A 14,917-nucleotide genomic window follows, 5' to 3' on the forward strand; every position below is an offset into this window, starting at 1 on the left:
AATTTAAACTGATTGCTCTATGGCGGAAAAGAAATTTCAGCCGTTTGTTTCACCCGAAACCAACATGGCCGAGTTTACCTTAAAGTCGGTCCTCGTAGGCTCAGCCTTCGGAATTATTTTTGGCGCATCCACGGTTTACCTGGCATTAAAAGCAGGCCTCACTGTTTCGGCCTCCATACCCATTGCGGTAATAGCCATCACCCTCAGCCGGTTGTTCCTGCGCACCACCATTCTTGAGAACAACATCATCCAAACCACCGGTAGCGCCGGTGAAAGCATTGCAGCCGGTGTGGTGTTTACTTTACCCGGATTCCTCTTCCTCAGCGAAAAAAGCAGTGCTGATTATTTCAACTACTTCACCATCCTCATCCTGGCCATCTTTGGTGGTATCCTCGGCACATTAATGATGATCCCTTTGCGGAAACCATTGATCGTAAAAGAGCATGATACATTGCCTTACCCCGAAGGCACAGCCTGCGCCTCTGTGCTCAAAGCAGGGGAGAAGGGCGGTGACTTTGCAAAAACAGCCTTCTATGGTTTGGGCGTTGCCTTTGCCTATGCATTCCTGCAAAAGATCCTGCACTTCGTAGCAGAAGCACCTGTTTACATCAGTAAGCAAACCAACAAATATTTCCCTTCTGCCCGTACCGCTGCCGAGATCACGCCGGAATATTTAGGGGTAGGTTATATTGTAGGTCCCAAAATTGGTGGTGTACTGGTAGCAGGTAGTGTGTTGTGCTGGTATGTTTTCATTCCATTCCTGGCCACACTGGTACCCGGGGATGTAGTGGCCACCCAGTTGGTTAAATTAGGTTACCTCAGCTCCGTCACACAGGCCGGCGGGCCCGGCGGCTGGGACCCTGCCACCCATACCTTTACCGACCTGCCTACCGCTTTATACCGGGCCTATGTACGCCAGGTAGGTGCGGGCGCTGTGGCAGCAGGCGGATTTATCACGCTTATTAAAACCATCCCTACCATCATCTCTTCTTTCAAAGGAAGCCTTGGCTCATTGAAAAATGGCGCTTCTACAGCAGGCGTGCAACGTACAGACCGCGACCTTTCCATGAAAGTTGTAGGCCTCGGTAGTTTGGCCATGGTACTCCTCATTTCTGTTTTACCTCAACTGCCCGGCACTGGCATCGGCAGTAAATTACTCATCGGTATCCTCGTGGTTATATTCGGCGCATTCTTCGTTACCGTTTCTTCCCGCATTGTGGGCTTGATCGGTTCTTCCAATAACCCGATCAGCGGTATGACCATTGCTACCCTCATGGGCACCTGCCTCGTGTTCATTGCTGTTGGCTGGACAGGTAAAGTGTATGAACCTATGGCGCTGGTAGTAGGAGGCCTTATCTGTATTGCTGCCGCCAATGCAGGTGCCACTTCACAAGACCTGAAAACAGGTTACCTCGTAGGTGCCACTCCCAAAAAACAGCAGATAGCTTTATTCATAGGCGCTATCGTTTCCTCCATAGCCATAGGTTTAACAATAAAAGTGCTTGATTCACCAACACAAGAAATGGTTAACCAAGGTATCACGCATGCCATTGGTACCGACAAGTACCCTGCTCCACAGGGAACATTAATGGCAACCCTCATCAAAGGCATTTTGTCTTTCAATCTCGACTGGCAGTTTGTGTTAGTAGGTGTTGCCATTGCTGTGATGATGGAGCTGTGCGGCATTAAAGCATTATCATTTGCCATTGGTATCTACCTGCCACTGGCTACTACCCTGCCTATCTTTATTGGTGGCGCCATCCGGGGTATTGTAGACTGGAAACATAAGAAACGCGGAGATTCCGTAGTAGCAGAAGAGGAAGACCTGCGCAAAGGCAACCTCTTTGCCACCGGCCTGGTAGCAGGCGGTGCGCTGGCCGGTGTAATTGTTGCCTTCCTGTCAGCCAGTGACAGCATCAATGCAGGACTGCAAAAGATCAATATGGAACATGGATTGACAGAAAGCCTTGGCCGGAATGGATACTTCCTCCTCGGTGTATTATTCTTTGCCATCATGGCATTCATCCTCTATAGGACAGGCCTGCAAAAAAATAAACTGGAGTAACAAAGCCACTGATCATAAGCTTCAAGCCATGAGCCTTACCAGGTTCGTGGCTTTTTTTATGATCGAAGCAAACGGCTCGAAGCTCGTAGCTCAAAGCTCGCAGCTTTTCCTAATTCATCTTGAAGGGAACAATCATCTCAAACACGGGGATATTCACATCGAAAGTAGACTTGCTGTGCAGGTTTTCCATCAGGTAAGTGCCGTACATCTTACCCATCTCGCTGCGGAGGTTGCAGCCACTAACATACTGGTACCGTTCGCCCGGTTGCAGGGAGGGCTGAACACCTACCACACCTTCCCCTTCCACCTCGCGGTTGCTGCCATTGCTGTCTACAATATACCAGTGGCGGCGGTGTAACTTAACGGGGAAATTATTATGATTCTCAATGGTAATACGATAGGCAAACATATACTCCCCCGACACCGGGTTGGAATAATCCGGCTGGTAGAAAGTCTCTACGCTGATCTCAATGCCTTCGGAGATTTTAGATACCATTACTAGCTGTTTGCCCGTTTAAAGGTAAACAAAAATAAAGGCTGGGTGTAGTAATTGGCAAGATTTAATGGCTTTTATTGCGGGTAGATGCTAATTTTGCCCCGCTTTTAAGCATTTTCTTCAATTTTACCCACTTACATTAAATAATTCACTTATGAAAATAGCAGTTGCGAAAGGCGACGGTATCGGACCGGAAATCATGGAAGCTGTATTGAAGATATTCGAAGCCAATAAAGTCCCCCTGGAGTATGAAGTCGTTGAAATGGGTAAATGGGTATTTGATAAAGGTTTTTCCAATGGTATGACCCCCGAAGCACAGCAAACCATTGAAAGCCTGGGCATGCTCTTCAAAGGACCGATGGAAACGCCCAAAGGCAAAGGGGTAAAAAGTGTAAACGTTACGGCCCGTAAAACCTGGAACACCTTTGCCAACAAAAGGGTATTTCAAACCCTCCACGGTGTGGATACCGTTTTCTCCAAAGCAGGCATTCCTATTGATATAACAGTTGTTCGCGAAAACATTGAAGATACCTATGGCGGCATTGAGCACATGCTCACCCACGACGTTGCCCTCAGCCGCCGTTTCATCACCAGGCCTGGTAGCCTGCAGGTTATCCGCTACGCTTTTGAAATGGCCAAACAGAAAAAAGCAAAACGTATCACCTGCGGCCATAAAGCCAACATCATGAAGCTCACCGATGGCCTCTTCCTTGAATGCTTCTATGAAGTAGCCAAAGAATATCCGGAACTGAAGGCAGATGACATCATTGTAGACGACCTCTGTATGAAACTCGTTACCCGTCCGGATACCTTCGATGTGGTAGTGCTCACCAACCTCCAGGGCGATATTGTATCCGATCTCTGCGCCGGTTTGGTAGGAGGTCTCGGATTTGCGCCTTCGGCCAACGTAGGTGATCACATCTCCATCTTTGAAGCTGTACACGGTACTGCACCCGATATTGCCGGAAAGAACATAGCCAATCCTACCGCCTTATTACTAAGCGGCATCTCCATGTTGCAGCACCTGGGGTTAACAGAGAATGCTGGTATCATCGAAAATGCCTTACTCTATACCCTAGAAAGCGGCGTACATACCGGCGATTTTGGCGATAAGTCAAAAGCATCTGTCAATACCACCCAGTTTGCAGATGCCATCATCAGCAACTTCGGCAAACAGCCGGCGCACAACCCCAAAGCGGTATTCCCCAATCAGCCGGGCACACCTACTCCGTTCAAACTGCAGGAGAATGCCATGATGGAGTCTAAAGAGATCGGCAATGAAAACATCGTGGGTGTTGACATGTTCATTGAAAGCAACCTGCAGCCTCAGTCCATTGCCACCAAATGCCAGCGCCACGCAGGTGTTAAATTCAAGCTCGTTAACATCAGCAACAGGGGAACACAGGTATGGCCTACAGGCTCCGTATATACCAACCTGGTAAACGTATACAATGTGCGGTTTGAATCCCTCGATGGAGAGCCACTCAGCCAGCAGGACATCCTTGGTTTATACGTAAGCCTCAGCGGCAACTTCAAGATCTGTTCTTCAGAACTGCTGAACATGTGGGGCGAAAAGAAAGCATACAGCCTCGCACAGGGACAATAATTCAGTAAATCAAACTAATAGGAGAGTCCGCAACAAGAATACTGTTGCGGACTCTTTTTATCTGAATAACTATCGGTAACTCTTAAGGATTGTCGTAACTTTCAGATAGGGGAAACGTTATGCAAAAAGAATACACCAACAACGAAGTAACAGTAGTCTGGAAGCCTGAACTATGCATCCATTCAAAAGTTTGCTGGAAGGGGCTGAAGGAAGTATTTGATCCCACCAAACGACCCTGGGTCAACATACAGGGCGCCGCCACAGAGAAGATCATTCAACAGGTACGACATTGCCCCAGCGGTGCATTGAGCTATTACCTCAATGAAACAGGAGCAGCCCAGGACCCGGTAGCAGAAGCGGGCAGCATCATAAAAGTGGAAGTGAGTCCAAAAGGTCCTTACCTCATCAATACACAATGCATCATCAAATATCCCGATGGACGCGAGGAAATAAAAAATGGCAAAATAGCCTTATGCCGCTGTGGCTCCTCCAACAACAAGCCCTTCTGCGATGGCCGCCACAAAGAGATCAACTTTGAAGGATAGATTTTGATAGTGATTATTTATCGCCATGGTTCGTGAGGACACGAACCATTTATAACTTTTTCGCTTTCGTATACCCATTCTTCTGCAGCCACTGCATTACCTTGTCCCGCTGATCTCCCTGGATGATCACCTCCCCGTCTTTAACGGCGCCACCCGTACCGCAGAAATTCTTCAGCTTCTTGCCCAGCTCTTCCAGGTCTTCATCTGTACCTACAAACCCCTGTACCAGTGTCACTGCTTTACCGCCACGGTTTTTGGTGTCCAGGCGCACCTTCAGTAACTGCTGCGCAGGAGGCAACGTAGCATGTTGTTCCTGCGGCTCTTCTTCAAACCGGAAATTGGGGTCCGTACTATATACAAACCCTTTACTGTCGGGCTTATTCTTTTTACTCATCGTCCATTATTTTAATTCGCGTTACTCTTTTTCAATGTTCTGCAAGCATGTAATGTTACCTTATTTTGTCATTTCGAACCCGCCATATGCCCCTGCCTCATCAGCAGGCTAAGCGGGTGAAATCTGCTTGCGAAGCAAACGCCACTCACCATTCACAACTCACCACTCACAACACCACCGCCTTCAAACTCAGGTCCAGGCTCTTCGCCTGGTGTATCAGCGCCCCCACACTTACATAGTCTACACCTGTTTTGGCATACGCTTCAATATTGTCAAGGTTAATGCCGCCGCTTGCCTCTGTTTCTATCTTCCCATTAATCACCTGTAAGGCGCCCTTCAATCCTTCCGGTGTAAAATTATCCAGCATAATACGGTCTACCTTGCCAAATGCCACTACTCTTTTTACCTCGTCCAGGCTGCGTGTTTCCACTTCAATCTTCAGGGCAGGGTTTACCTGTTCTACATATTGCCGGGAAAGTTCGATCGCTTTCTCCAGGCCGCCACAGTAATCAATATGATTATCTTTCAGCATGATCATATCATACAGTCCCATGCGGTGATTGTGTCCGCCGCCGATACGGACAGCTTCTTTTTCCAGCAGGCGGAAATTGGGAGTGGTTTTGCGGGTATCCAGCACCTTTGTCCGGTATCCTTTTATCCGGTCACTGTATTGATGGGTGAGTGTGGCAATGCCGCTCATACGTTGCATACAATTCAGCACCAGGCGCTCACATTGCAAAATAGTATGGATAGAAGCGGTTACCTCAAAGGCAGTTTCACCATACTGCATGGCATCGCCATCTTTCTTAAAGGGAGTGAAAACAGCAGCGGGTTCTTTATACCGGAAAATGGCCTGGGCCACCTCCATCCCGGCCAGTATGCCATCCTGCTTGATCTTTAATACGGCTTTCCCCCTGGCATCGGCAGGGATACAGCTTAAAGTAGAATGGTCCCCATCACCAATATCTTCCGCCAACGCAGACCTGATCAATACATCTAATTGCTCATCAAAAGTTAGCATGCCGCAAAGATAAGCAGCAGACCACTAAACTGCTCTGCGGGACTTGCAGTCCCGCAGCCGGTATCGTGGTCCAGGCAAAAGAAAAGACCCATAACATTCCTGCTATAGGTCTTTACGTGTTTTCAGGGATAAATGACTTTATTCAACCAGTTCGAAGCCCATTTCCTGTACCACCTGCTGCTCTCCCTTCTGCTTCATAAAGAATTTCGTACGGTAATTGCCATTGCTTGTTTGTAAGGTCCCTACACAAAACAAGGATCCATCTTTATTCTCCCCCCGGTGCTTAATCTGAAAATTCTTCACCTTATTGGTGGAAAAGAAGTCTTTCAGGATCATTTCAGCCTGACTTTTACTGTAATTATCACTCTTTCCGGGCAGGGAAATGTCCACACGGCTGTCAAAATACCTGGACAATTGGTTGGCATTGCCGCTGCGCATAGCAGTTACTACATCATCGATTGAATAGTAGTACGAAGTGAATGAGACCAGGAATAGCGAAAAGGCCATTGTCGCCAGCCTCAGATGTTTTATCATAAGTGCAACGATTTACGCATTAGAAATGGCTAAAAACATGCCAAAGTAAGAACCCGTTGAAAAAATACTAATCCCTGTGTATTACTTACCTTTGCCCCCGGTTATTTCAACAAAGCTAACATAATCATATCGTTATATGTCATCCGCCAAAGCAATTTTAATCATCATGGATGGTTGGGGCCTGGGTAAAGTAAAGACTTCAGACGCCATCCAAAACGCCAACGTTCCCTTTGTAAGCTCCCTTTATGCCAAATACCCAAACACCACACTCGTTACCTGCGGCGAAGCAGTAGGATTGCCCGACGGACAAATGGGTAACAGTGAAGTAGGTCACCTCAACCTGGGCGCCGGACGCATCGTATACCAGGAATTACAGCGCATCAATGTAGCCGTACGGGACGGTTCTTTTGATAAGAATCCGGTACTGTTAAATTCCATACAATATGCCCTGGATAATAAGAAACCCCTGCACTTGCTGGGACTGGTCAGTGATGGCGGCGTTCACTCCCATACACTGCATCTGAAGGCCATCGTTTCCCTTTGCGCCAAAAAAGGATTAAAAGAAGTTTATATCCATGCCTTCACTGATGGCCGCGATACAGACCCCAAAAGCGGCCTTGGTTACCTGAAAGACCTGCAGGAACACCTCAACAAAACCACCGGCAAGATCGCTACCGTAAGTGGCCGCTATTATGCCATGGACCGCGACAAACGCTGGGAGCGGGTAAAGCTGGCGTATGATGCGCTGGTAAATGGCGCCGGCGAAAAAGCAACCGACGGCATCGCCGCCATTGAACAATCTTACGCGCACAACATTACTGATGAGTTCATAAAGCCTACTGTTATTACAGGCGATAATCAGCAGCCCCTCATCACCATCAAAGATGGCGATGTAGCTATTTGCTTCAACTTCCGCACCGACCGTTGCCGGGAAATAACACAGGTGCTCACCCAAACCGATATGCCCGACCATGGTATGAAGAAACTGTCCCTGCATTATACTACCATGACGGAGTACGACAAAACCTTCAAAAACGTACAGGTTGTTTTTGAAAATGATAACCTGAACAATACCCTGGGGGAAATACTGGCTAAAAATGGCAAGACACAGATCCGCATTGCCGAAACAGAAAAATACCCGCACGTTTCCTTCTTCTTCAGTGGTGGCCGGGAAGTACCTTTCGATGGCGAGCGCCGGATCATGGTCCCTTCGCCCAAAGTAGCCACCTACGACCTGCAACCGGAAATGAGCGCCTTTGAATTAACAGACGCCATTGTTCCGGAAATAGAAAAAGAAAGTGCCGACTTCATTTGCCTCAATTATGCCAATGCCGACATGGTGGGCCATACAGGTATTTGGGAAGCGGCTATAAAAGCAGCGGAAACAGTAGATAAATGCGTGGAGCGGGTCGTTACTGCCGCCCTGGCGCATGGCTATACCGTTTTCCTCACCGCCGACCATGGCAATGCCGATTACATGATCAATGAGGATGGCACCCCTAATACGGCCCATACGCTCAACCTGGTGCCTTTATTCGTCATTGACAAAGACTGGAAGGGTACCGTAAAGGCCGGCAAACTGGGCGATTTAGCCCCTACCATCCTCACCAAAATGGGCCTGCCCATCCCGGCCGAAATGACCGGGGAGGTGCTGATCGGATAAGCTGAAGGCAGTAACCAGGTGCTCCCGGGATCAACCGTGGATAGGCTATAGATACTCTATACATACTCTATAGATACGCTATACCAACCCTATACCATACCTATATTAAAGGCGCATTTTACTAAAAAACGGGATGCCGGACAGAAATATCCGCCATCCCGTTTCTATTTGATTATCAATACACCATCTGTCCAATTCAACCACTTCTTCCGCCGGTTACCGTATCCAAACCCTTAGTCCAACCCTTAGTCATTTTTACCCCTTCTTCTTAGTTAGCTGCTGGCGCAAGTATGCCGCTAGTGCCCGTGCGGATGGGTACTTGTGCCACTGCAAATCCTTATCAGGCCAGCATTATTTTTCCCCGGGACGCAGCTTTTACTGCTGGAAATTGTCTAAATTACAGGGCAACCAAACGGTTTATATGACCGAAGAAGCCATTTTACAAGGCTGTTTACAAAACAATACGACTGCCCAGCGGGAATTATACCAACGGTATAGCCCAAAGATGTTGTCAGTTTGTTACCGGTTTGCCCACAACCGGGAAGATGCAGAGGATATGTTGCAGGAAGGTTTTATCAAGGTATTCTCACAGATACATACCTTCCAGAATAAAGGCGCTTTTGAAGGTTGGATTCGCCGTATCATTGTTCATACCTGCATCAACCACCTGAAGAAAAATAAGAAGTTTAATGAAAGCGTGGATATCATACACGCCAATACGATGCAGGTACGGGAAGAATCAGTCCCGTCCATTGTGCAGGCCAAACAGGTAGTTGAATGTATCCGCCTGTTGCCGATAGGATACCGGACAGTATTGAATCTCTATGCTGTAGAGGGATATTCACACAAAGAGATCGCTGATATGTTGGATATAGAAGAAAGTACCAGCCGCTCCCAATATACAAGGGCAAGGCAGATGCTGGAAGACATACTGGTTAAAAAGAGAATCATTCAAAAGCCAAAAGAAAAGATCAGCTGGTTTGGAATGACCGCGGGACAGTGATAAGTGATAAGAGAACACCTGATTGTTGCTATGAAACCAATCCTTTGCAAAACACTTACCCGTACAAACACCAACGATTATGGAGCGCGGTTTTTACAATGACGAGTTTGAAGAGCTGATAAAGCAAAAAGCTGATCAATACAAAATATATCCCTCCGATCAGGTATGGAAAGGAGTACACCGTGCATTACATACCCGCCGCAAATGGTACTGGCTCAGTTTCCTGCTTTTTCTCTCCGGTATCAGCTACTATGCCATCCTCCAGTTAATAGCACCCACCGAAGGCAACCGGAAACCGGCTACCAACATCAATAACCCGGCTTCGCATACAACGGCAGCCAATAATAATACCGGCAAACCGGCTGTAGTTATTCCATTCTCTGCCCACACGAACCAGAGAGATGCGCGCAGCAGCCAGGCAAGTACCCCGCGTTCATTCGTTATCAATCCGGATAACTTCAGCGCCAGCGAAACAACAGGCAGCATAGCGCCCACCATCGTAACCATTGAAGGCATTGATCCGCTGACGGAAGCAGGTAAAAATACAACCGCTGAAGAAACAGCAATAGCCGACCATACAGGCAAAGCCACATCCCCCAAAACATTACTGGCCGATAAGCTCACAGCTATTCCCGCCAACAATAAAAACGGGCAGCCGTCTGTTGAAAACAACCTGCTGATCGTTTTCAACGATTTGTCGGCGGTAGCGCCCCCGGATGCAGAACAAAAACCTGCACATCCCGGACAAACAGCTCCTCCTGATGCAGCGGCAACAGAAGATGAAGAAAGGATCGATTGGTTGCAGCAATATGCCGTATACAACCTTGCCGTGCCTAAACTCAAACGCCTGAGCTGGCAGTTGGCATTTGCACCCACTATGAACTACCGGAAGTTGAGCGGCACCAATGGCTCCGCCCCTTCTGATATCAAGAACGTTCCCATGGCTGGCAATGTAGCCAGCGATCCCAATCAACTGGTCAATCATAAACCAGCCCTGGGCTTTGAATTAGGCTCTCACTTCCTGTATGCAGTCAACAAGAGCCTGCAGATCAGGGCAGGCGCCCAGTTCAACTATTCCCGTTATGCTATCCAGGCCTATGGGTCCTATTCATCAGACCGGGCTACCATCGCCCTTAACAGCGCCAACAACACAGATTCCATTACCAACTATACCCGCATCCGCAACTTCGGAGGCGATGTATCAGAAAACCTCCAGAACCAGTACTTCCAGCTATCCATACCGGTAGGCCTGGAGCTGCGCCTGCTGGGCAGTGGTAAGATCCAGATAGGCGCCGCCGGCACCGTGCAGCCTACCTACCTCATCAACAGGCAAACCTACCTGATCACTACCGACTATAAGAACTATACCAAAGAACCTTCCCTCGTAAAAAGATGGAATGTTAATACCGGTGCAGAAATATTCCTCGCCTACAAATCAGGCGATCTTAAATGGCAGGTGGGCCCCCAATTCCGCTACCAGCTATTCTCCAGCTATGTCAGTGAATATCCCATCCGCGAATACCTGATGGAATATGGTATTAAAATAGCTGTAACCAAAACTATCCGCTAAGGCATATACACAATTATCAACAAAAGCTGCCGTTATAACACAACAGCAGCTTTTATTTTTCATCTATCATTCCAATATGAAGTTTCCTCTGGCATTCCTGGTAATCCTGCTCATAATAACGTCTTCCTGTAAAAACAAAGCCGGCGAGCCCGGTAAGACCACCACCACCCTGCAGGACTCTGCCAGGGTCAGCGATTCCGCCATCTCCTACCTGCCCATAGCAGACCTGATCCGCCAGGACCTCCAGCACGTGGACTCCTTTGCAGGCGGCATATTGAAAAAGTCCACCATCAATGGGAAAAAGGACTCGGTGTTCATCCGCCCCCCGGCACTTCACGAGGCTGCCCGCGCCTTCCTGCTGCCCGAACTGGAAACCACCTCCTTCCGCCGTTCATTTACAGAAAACTCCTTCATGGACCAGTCTACAGAACAGATACAATTCATCTATACGCCCAAAGATCCCGCTGTTTCCGTGCGGAATGTAGTGGCCTACATAACGCCTTCGGGATCCGGCGATAAAGTAAGCCGTATCTACCTCGAAAGGGAATGGACAGCAGGTGATACCCTCATACAGCAAAAACTCACCTGGAAGACCAATCAATACTTTTACATCATCACCATGCGCCAGCCCAAACAAGGCGCCCCTTCCACCAGCATAGAAAAGCTGATCTGGGACCCGGAACATTTTGGGGATTAATCGTTTCGGTTCGTGTAATTGGCGCCAATTCGTGTTTCACCCCGGATTCACTAATTTGCACCCTGCCCTACCGCGTGGCAGATAAGATATGACGGCACAGGAGTTCCAAAATATTGCACATACCATACCGGTCAATCCGGGTATCTATAAATATTACGATGCACAGAATACCCTCCTTTATGTAGGCAAGGCCAAAAGCCTGCGCAAAAGGGTTAGTTCCTACTTCGTTAAAACCTTTACCTCCTACAAAACGCATGAGCTGGTACAGCGTATCCACCACATTGAATTTACCATTGTAGATTCAGAGCAGGACGCCTTTTTACTGGAAAACTCGCTCATCAAGCAGTTCCAGCCACGTTTTAACATCAACCTCAAAGACGATAAGACCTATCCATACATCGTTATCAAAAAAGAGCCCTTCCCCCGTATCTTCCTTACCCGTACCGTCATTGCCGACGGCTCGGAGTACCTGGGGCCTTTTACCTCGGTAGGCCGGGTACGGGAGCTCATCAGTTTCATCCGTAACAACATCCCCCTGCGCACCTGTAAGCTCAACCTTACGGCCAACAACATCCAGAAAAAGAAATTCAAAGTATGCCTCGAATACCACCTCGGCAACTGTAAAGGCCCTTGTGAAGGGCTGCAAACCGAAGCCGATTACCGGGAAGGGCTGCAACAGATACGGAACATCCTGAAAGGCAATCTCAGCCCGGTTATACAGCATTTCAAAGAGGAAATGAAAGCAGCGGCAGCACAACTGGCCTTTGAAAAGGCAGAGATCATCCGCAAAAAAATTGACCACCTGGAGCAATACCAGGCCAAATCCATCATCACCACCAACCGCCTTACCAATGTGGATGTATTCTCCCTGCTACGGGATGGCGATCAGGCCTATGTGAACTACCTCATGGTACAGAACGGCACCATTGTGCAAACGCATACTTCCCTGTTGGAAACCCATCTCGATGAGCCGGATGAGGAAGTACTATCCTTTGCTATCGGGCAGATACGTACCACCTTTAACAGCCTTTCTTCAGAGCTCATTGTGCCCTTTGAACTGGAATATGCCGAGCCCAATGTCATCCTCACCATTCCGAAAGGAGGGGATAAAAAGAAACTGCTCGAACTCTCAGAAAAGAACGTTAACTACTTCCGGGAAGAACTGAAAAGGAAAAAAATCCTCCGGCTGGAAGGAAAGGACGATTGGGAAAGAAAAGAAGTATTATACCAGTTACAGGAAGACCTGCAGTTGCCCGAAGCGCCTGTGCACATTGAATGCTTTGATAACTCCAACTTCCAGGGCAGCTACCCGGTTTCGGCCATGGTATGCTTTAAAGATGGAGTGCCCAGCAAAAAAGACTACCGGCATTACAATGTAAAAACAGTACAGGGCATCAACGACTTTGCCACCATGAAAGAGGTGGTATACCGCCGTTATAAAAGGCTGCAGGACGAAAAGCAATCCTTCCCGCAACTGGTCATCATTGATGGCGGTAAAGGGCAGTTAGGGGCTGCCCTGGAAAGCATTGAAGAGTTGGGACTGCAAGGCACCATGACCCTGGTGGGCCTGGCCAAAAATGAGGAAGAGATCTTCTTTGCCGGCGATCAGGAATCAGTAAAACTTCCCTATAACAGCGAAAGTCTTAAGCTCATCCGCCGTATCCGCGATGAAGTACACCGCTTTGGCATCACCTTCCACCGCCAGAAACGCAGTAAAGGCACCTTTAAAAATGAACTGGAACAAATAAAAGGCATCGGCAAAAACACAGCCGACCAGCTGCTCAAAGAATTTAAATCGGTAAAACGTATTAAGGAACTGCCGGAAGAAGAGTTGATAAAATCAGTAGGCGCCTCCAAAGCAAAGCTTATCCGTGATCACTTTACACAAGCCGGAGGGGCCGAAAAAAGCCTGCTCTGAAAAGAGCAGGCCATGCTAACCTATGAAAAAACACCTAAGTGAGATCTTTGATCAATTATTAAGACGCTTCCGGTTATCCAGCCGTTGCTGGCGGCGTTCCATCAATTCCCTTTGAAGCACACCACCGAAATCTTTCTCTGCCTTAAAAAAGGAGTTCACCTTTTCGGCCGAAAGCGCTTTCGTAAATTCACCATTATACTTTTTACGGATACTGAGTAACTTCTCCTCCGTATCAATTTCTTTCTCCTTATTCAGCCTGGCATCTCCCCGTACCTTACGGATCTCAGCCGCATACTTATTATAAATAGGCCAGAACTTCTGCGCTTCTTCCGCAGACAGGTTCAGCTTTTGGGTAAGGTAGCCGATCTTGAGCGCCTCTATCTTACCGCCATTATTCTTCTTGTCGTCGTCGTCGCCTTCCTGGGCTATTACAGCAGTCCCTACGGTCAGGAAAAGGGTGATTATTAAAAGTAACTTTTTCATGATCAGAAATTAGTTAGTGGCAACATGCCTGGTGAGCATATTTTGTTCAAGGTATTTTTGAATTTCCGCATCCGATACATTCTGCAACAGGTCCTGCATATCATCGGCCTCTATCTCGGGTTGGCTGTTGGCAGCCAGCAATTCTGCGGGCAACGCTACCGACTGGTTGTCCAGGTAGCTTTCCAGCTCTGCTTCCGGGATACTATTCAACTCTTTTACAGGTAACTTCTCAGTGCTGGCAACAGGCGTCACCGGATCTGTACCAGGCCTACCGGTAAACCACCAGGCAGTCATGGCCATTACGCCGGCTATCACTGCTGCTACGGCATAGCGCATTACCTTGCGACCGACAGAAAGTGATACGACCCTGGCTGGCGTTGCTGCTTGCTTCACCTGCGTCAATACCTGGCCGGGCAATTGTTCAAAATAACCGGCAGGCACTTCATACACCTGTTTATCGTTAAGCCCTGCCAATACAGCCGGAAGGTTTTCCAGCTCTTCATTGACAAAATCAATGGCTTTAGCGCCCGACACCACATTCTCTGTAAGATCGCTGAAATAACCAGCAGGAGCCTCAAAAGGAAGCTTTTTATCCAGCTTGCTTAGCAGGGGCGAAAGAGCAGCTAACTCTTCCTGTGGGGTAAGCGTATCGCCCGAAGCCTTTACACGTTGCAGGATACTATCGGCCAGGTTATCAAAATACCCCGCCGGAACAGTAAACGGATTAGTCGTTACCCCCTGTAATACAGGTGGTAATGCCGCTTCTTCAGCCCTGATCCTTTCCATTACCCGGGCGGCCAGACCGTCAAAATAACCGGCCGGAACCTGGTAAGGAAGCTGCCGGTTGATCCGGGCCACTTCCGGGCTGATAGCTTGTAATTCGTTTAATATGTTGACACTGTGATCCATGAGCAATATATGA

General features: G+C 48.2%; 14 protein-coding genes. 8 read left to right on the top strand and 6 right to left on the bottom strand.

Features of this window, described 5'->3' with window-relative positions:
* Positions 1 to 19 precede the first annotated feature (19 nt).
* Positions 20 to 2,065 (top strand): OPT family oligopeptide transporter, encoded by a 2,046-nt coding sequence (locus HB364_RS02440; RefSeq protein WP_167286307.1) that lies wholly within the window; start codon positions 20 to 22, stop codon positions 2,063 to 2,065.
* 109 nt (positions 2,066 to 2,174) lie between these two features.
* Here the strand turns inward: HB364_RS02440 and apaG are convergent, their stop codons facing one another.
* Positions 2,175 to 2,561: a Co2+/Mg2+ efflux protein ApaG gene (gene apaG / locus HB364_RS02445; protein ID WP_167286308.1), complete on the bottom strand. Its 387-nt coding sequence runs from the start codon at positions 2,559 to 2,561 to the stop codon at positions 2,175 to 2,177.
* 154 nt (positions 2,562 to 2,715) lie between these two features.
* On the opposite strand from apaG, the gene HB364_RS02450 reads away from it, so the two are divergent.
* Positions 2,716 to 4,167, top strand: coding sequence for an NADP-dependent isocitrate dehydrogenase (locus HB364_RS02450; protein WP_167286309.1), 1,452 nt, complete (start codon positions 2,716 to 2,718; stop codon positions 4,165 to 4,167).
* A 119-nt stretch (positions 4,168 to 4,286) separates the two neighbouring features.
* Positions 4,287 to 4,712, top strand: a complete 426-nt coding sequence (locus HB364_RS02455) for a (4Fe-4S)-binding protein (RefSeq protein ID WP_167286310.1) — start codon at positions 4,287 to 4,289, stop codon at positions 4,710 to 4,712.
* Positions 4,713 to 4,761: 49 nt separating this feature from the next.
* On the opposite strand, the gene HB364_RS02460 is transcribed toward HB364_RS02455, so the two are convergent.
* The 3 genes from HB364_RS02460 to HB364_RS02470 all read right to left on the bottom strand — a co-directional run bounded on the left by HB364_RS02460 (position 4,762) and on the right by HB364_RS02470 (position 6,661).
* Positions 4,762 to 5,106 (bottom strand): translation initiation factor, encoded by a 345-nt coding sequence (locus HB364_RS02460; protein WP_167286311.1) that lies wholly within the window; start codon positions 5,104 to 5,106, stop codon positions 4,762 to 4,764.
* Between the two features lie 166 nt (positions 5,107 to 5,272).
* Positions 5,273 to 6,127: a carboxylating nicotinate-nucleotide diphosphorylase gene (gene nadC / locus HB364_RS02465; protein WP_167286312.1), complete on the bottom strand. Its 855-nt coding sequence runs from the start codon at positions 6,125 to 6,127 to the stop codon at positions 5,273 to 5,275.
* 138 nt (positions 6,128 to 6,265) lie between these two features.
* Positions 6,266 to 6,661: a DUF4783 domain-containing protein gene (locus tag HB364_RS02470; RefSeq protein ID WP_167286313.1), complete on the bottom strand. Its 396-nt coding sequence runs from the start codon at positions 6,659 to 6,661 to the stop codon at positions 6,266 to 6,268.
* Positions 6,662 to 6,797: 136 nt separating this feature from the next.
* Here HB364_RS02470 and gpmI point away from each other — a divergent pair, with 136 nt between their 5' ends.
* The 5 genes from gpmI to uvrC all read left to right on the top strand — a co-directional run bounded on the left by gpmI (position 6,798) and on the right by uvrC (position 13,512).
* Positions 6,798 to 8,324, top strand: coding sequence for a 2,3-bisphosphoglycerate-independent phosphoglycerate mutase (gene gpmI, locus HB364_RS02475; RefSeq protein ID WP_167286314.1), 1,527 nt, complete (start codon positions 6,798 to 6,800; stop codon positions 8,322 to 8,324).
* 421 nt (positions 8,325 to 8,745) lie between these two features.
* Positions 8,746 to 9,327, top strand: coding sequence for an RNA polymerase sigma factor (locus tag HB364_RS02480; RefSeq protein ID WP_167286315.1), 582 nt, complete (start codon positions 8,746 to 8,748; stop codon positions 9,325 to 9,327).
* 79 nt (positions 9,328 to 9,406) lie between these two features.
* On the top strand, positions 9,407 to 10,897 hold the full coding sequence (locus tag HB364_RS02485; RefSeq protein WP_167286316.1) for a hypothetical protein: 1,491 nt from the start codon (positions 9,407 to 9,409) through the stop codon (positions 10,895 to 10,897).
* 76 nt (positions 10,898 to 10,973) lie between these two features.
* On the top strand, positions 10,974 to 11,594 hold the full coding sequence (locus HB364_RS02490) for a hypothetical protein (RefSeq protein ID WP_167286317.1): 621 nt from the start codon (positions 10,974 to 10,976) through the stop codon (positions 11,592 to 11,594).
* Positions 11,595 to 11,682: 88 nt separating this feature from the next.
* Positions 11,683 to 13,512 carry an excinuclease ABC subunit UvrC gene (gene uvrC / locus HB364_RS02495; protein WP_167286318.1) on the top strand — a complete coding sequence of 610 codons (1,830 nt, stop codon included), beginning with the start codon at positions 11,683 to 11,685 and terminating at the stop codon, positions 13,510 to 13,512.
* Positions 13,513 to 13,563: 51 nt separating this feature from the next.
* Here the strand turns inward: uvrC and HB364_RS02500 are convergent, their stop codons facing one another.
* Positions 13,564 to 13,995 (bottom strand): hypothetical protein, encoded by a 432-nt coding sequence (locus HB364_RS02500; protein WP_167286319.1) that lies wholly within the window; start codon positions 13,993 to 13,995, stop codon positions 13,564 to 13,566.
* A gap of 9 nt (positions 13,996 to 14,004) precedes the next feature.
* Positions 14,005 to 14,904, bottom strand: a complete 900-nt coding sequence (locus tag HB364_RS02505; RefSeq protein WP_167286320.1) for a hypothetical protein — start codon at positions 14,902 to 14,904, stop codon at positions 14,005 to 14,007.
* Positions 14,905 to 14,917 lie beyond the last annotated feature (13 nt).

It is taken from the genome of Paraflavitalea devenefica (assembly GCF_011759375.1).
Lineage (GTDB): Bacteria > Bacteroidota > Bacteroidia > Chitinophagales > Chitinophagaceae > Paraflavitalea > Paraflavitalea devenefica.